This window comes from Pseudomonadota bacterium (assembly GCA_010028905.1).
In the GTDB taxonomy this organism is placed as follows: domain Bacteria; phylum Vulcanimicrobiota; class Xenobia; order RGZZ01; family RGZZ01; genus RGZZ01.
Window position 1 is genome coordinate 1 of sequence record RGZZ01000485.1, and the last position, 3,720, is coordinate 3,720.

Sequence of the window (3,720 nt, forward strand, 5' to 3'; positions counted from 1 at the left end):
GCTGGGGGCGCCACGACCACCACCGCCGCGCACGCCCGCACACCTCCAGCGGCCGCCACGACCGCCCCTGCCACGACCTCTCCGCTCCAACCGCTTGCCGACTCTCTGGGCGTGGCTCCGCGACTTCTGGAATCCGCAAGCCCGACAGCAATCTCAACCCTGGAGAAGCTGCCTTCGTCGGTGAGAACCATGTACAAAAGCCTCGACCAGCGCTACAAGCAGCTGATGGTGAGCAAGCTGCACGGCAGCACCTCGACCCTTCTGGGCGAGGTGAATCATCGCGAGGCCTTCATCGAGGGGTCGGCGATGGGCTTCGACACGTTCGACAAGCTGAAGGAGATGCTGTCGGAGAGCGTGGAGGAAGGCAAGATCAGCAGCGCCACAGCAAACAAGCTCAGCCAGGTGATCGAGTCCTTCAGACACATGTCACGCACCCAGCGCTCCGCCGTGGTCACGCTGCTCGAACGCGACGTGGCGTCGCACTAGCGCAGCGTCCGCGAGAGTTGTCGCTACCCCGCTCACACGCCGACCCGGACGCGGCACGCCCCTCGGGTCGTGGCCCCGCGCCGGCTCACCCCTCGTGGCCGCGGTTCCTCGCGCGCACCACCCGATCGATCTCACGCTGGGTCTCGCGCTCCTTGATCGAATCGCGCTTGTCGTAGGCCTTCTTGCCACGACCGACACCGATCTCGCACTTGGCGCGTCCGCCGCTCCAGTACAGGCGCAGGGGAACCAGTGTGAGCCCCTTCTGCTGACTGACCGCCGCGAGCTCGGCAATCTCACGCTTCTTCAGCAGCAGCTTGCGCGTGCGCACCGGATCATGGTTGAAGATGTTGCCCTGCTCGAACGGGCTGATGTGCAGGTTGTGCAGCCAGCACTCGCCGTTGACGACCCGCGCATAGGCGTCTTGCAGGTTGGCCCGTCCCAGGCGAAGCGACTTGACCTCGGTGCCCTGCAGCACGATACCCGCCTCGTATCGCTCATCGATGAAATACTCGTGCAGCGCCCTGCGATTCATGGTGATGCTCTGATGCTCGTCGTCCTTGCGTGCCATGCCCGTCTACGCTCCTCGAATCGGCAGCCGCGCGACCACGGCTTGCCAGGCCTCGTCGACCTGTCGCTCGGTCTCGACGAGATCACCATCGTTCTCGATGACCACGTCCGCTCTGGCGCGCGCCTGTGCAGGAGAGACCTGGACGGCGATACGCGCGCGCGCCTCGGTCTCGCTCAGGCCGTCGCGCGCCAGGATGCGACGCACCCGCTCCCCCTCGTCAGCCGTGACCACCCATACCTCATCGACCAGACCTTCGCCTCCGGCTTCGAACAGCAGGGGAGCCATGAAGACCGCCACAGACTCCCCCGACGCCTCCGCGCGTCGCGCCATCTCCGCGAGGATGGCCGGATGGGTGAGCGCATTGAGGCGCCCAACCGCTTCCGTGTCGCCAAAGACCCGTGAGGAGAGCGCTTTGCGATCAAGCGACCCGTCGGGAGAGAGCACTCCCTCTCCCCACGCCTCGACGATCTTCGCGAGCAGCGGGGAACCGGGCGCGACCAGATCCCGGCTCACCCGATCGGCGTCGACAACGGCAGCGCCGCGACGCGAGAGCATTTCTGCCACGGCATTCTTGCCACTGGCAATGCCCCCGGTGAGCCCGATGAGAAAGGGCCTGTTCACAAGAACCTCCCTGCAAGAAGAGAAATGCGCCGCCCCTCGCGGGGCGGCGCACCGTCACGCATCCGCGACCGAGACCTACTCGGTCACGGGTGCGGGCGCCTCAGCCTCTGCCGGAGCAACGGCTTCGGCCACGGGGGCGGGGGCCGCCTCGACCACAGGGGCAGGCGCCTCAGCCACAGGGGCGGGGGCCGCTGCCTGCTGCTCGCCACGCAGATGCGCGTCGATGTTGGTGATGCCGCGCTCGGCCATCTTCTCCTTCAGCAGCGCGCCGATGGTGAACTGGCCAGTGGCCTCGCGGGGGCCGCGCTCGGCGCGGGGCTCAGGCTCAACCCAGTGCGGCGACGCGCGGCGCACCGAGAGCTCGATGCGTCGCAGCTGGGCCTGCACCGACATCACCTTGACCTCGACCTCCTGCCCGACGGAGACCACATCTTCGACCTTGTTCACGCGCTCATCGGACAGCTCACGAATGGGCACGAGCCCTTCGACGCCATCAACGAGCTCGACGAACACGTACTTGTTGGCGAGCTTGGTGACCGTGCCCTTGACGATCTGACCTTCCTTGAAGCTGTCTTCGATGGTAAGCCACGGATCGGGACGGGCCTGGCGGATCGACAGCGAGATGCGGTCCTTCTTCTTGTCGATCTTGAGGACCAGGACATCGACCTCGTCGCCGATGCTCACGATCTCCTTGGGGTCCTTGATGCGACGATGCGAGATCTCGGAGATGTGCACCAGACCGTCGACGCCACCCAGGTTGATGAACGCACCGAACGCGGTGGTGCGAGCGACACGGCCACGCACGACCTGCCCCTCGACCAGGTTCACCATGGTGGCGCTGCGAGCGCGCTGACGCTCCTCTTCCACCGCCTTCTTGCGCGAGAGCACGACCTTGCGGCGCGCGCGGTCGATCTCGATGACCTTGAGCTGGAGCAGCTCGCCGACGAAGTCGCCGAGGTCTTTCACGGGGCGAACATCGACCTGTGAGGCCGGCAGGAAGCCGCGCAGACCGAGCTCAACGATGAGCCCGCCCTTCACCTGCTCGATGGCGGTGGCAGTGAGCGTCTCACCCTTCTCGTGGGCGTCGATGACGCGCTTCCAGGCGGCCTCGGTGTCGGCGCGCTTCTTCGAGAGCTGCAGAACGCCCTCGGAATCTTCAGACTTCAGAACAACGCAATCGATCTCGTCGCCCACCTTAACGACCTCGTTCGGGTCGTTGACAAAGCGGTGGGAGAGCTCCGAGATGCGAATCATTCCCTCGGACTTGTAGCCGACGTCAACCATGACGCCCTCCTTGTCGACGCGCACGACGCGGCCGTGGACAAAGCTGTTCGGCGCAAACTCGGCGAACGACTGGGCGAGATGGTCGGCCATGCTCATCTCAGCGGTCTCAGCAACCGCTTCCTGGGGAGCAGCCTGGGGGGTCTGGGTCTCTTCAGCGGCCTGCTCGGGCGCGCTTGTGTCAGTATTCATGTTCGTTGGTCTCCTTTCAACCGTCCGGGTCACGGGCGCGTTCACCCCGAGTCGACAGGGAGACTCCGACTCTTGGACCCGGCCTTCACCGATATGAGATTGTGGTCTTGCCTCGCACTCGTACCCGCATGGCAGGACGAGCAAAGGCCCGGGGAGGTTCCCTGGACTGGTCTGCGCGTTCGTGTCGTGATGGGCGCTTCGCGCGTCTTCACCGCATGCCCGCGCTGCGACGCTTGTGCGCCGCATGGCTCATCGCTGGCAGCGTGGACAGTAGAAACCCGACACGTCTCGCACCCTGCTCCTACGCACGACGCCCCCGCAGGTCGTGCAGGGCTGACCCGCGCGACCGTGCACCGAATGCAGCCCCCCGAACCTGCCTGGCGCCCCCTCGATCAGGGGACACAGCGCATCGGACGTTCCGCCGAAGCGGACTGCTTTCTGCAGGACCTCGATGATGGCGTAGTAGAGGGCACGAGCCTCGTCTTCGCTGAGCGTCGAGACCGAGCGCGACGGGCGCACGCGTGACGCGTGCAGGATCTCGTCGGCGCAGGCCTCGCTTATGCCCGCGATCT

Annotated in this window: 5 protein-coding genes; 1 reads left to right on the forward strand and 4 read right to left on the reverse strand. The window is 65.9% G+C overall.

Going from position 1 to position 3,720, the window contains the following annotated elements:
• A partial coding sequence (locus EB084_21600; GenBank protein NDD30860.1) for a hypothetical protein occupies positions 1-486 on the forward strand: 486 nt, incomplete at its 5' end.
• 85 nt (positions 487-571) lie between these two features.
• On the opposite strand, the gene smpB is transcribed toward EB084_21600, so the two are convergent.
• The 4 genes from smpB to EB084_21620 form a co-directional block, all read right to left on the reverse strand.
• A complete protein-coding gene (smpB, locus tag EB084_21605; GenBank protein ID NDD30861.1) occupies positions 572-1,054 on the reverse strand; it encodes an SsrA-binding protein SmpB in 483 nt (160 codons plus the stop codon).
• Between the two features lie 6 nt (positions 1,055-1,060).
• A complete protein-coding gene (locus tag EB084_21610) occupies positions 1,061-1,675 on the reverse strand; it encodes a dephospho-CoA kinase (protein ID NDD30862.1) in 615 nt (204 codons plus the stop codon).
• A 75-nt stretch (positions 1,676-1,750) separates the two neighbouring features.
• Positions 1,751-3,394 (reverse strand): 30S ribosomal protein S1, encoded by a 1,644-nt coding sequence (gene rpsA, locus EB084_21615; protein ID NDD30863.1) that lies wholly within the window; start codon positions 3,392-3,394, stop codon positions 1,751-1,753.
• Positions 3,395-3,397: 3 nt separating this feature from the next.
• The coding region (locus EB084_21620) for a DNA-formamidopyrimidine glycosylase (GenBank protein NDD30864.1) at positions 3,398-3,720 on the reverse strand (323 nt) is incomplete at its 5' end.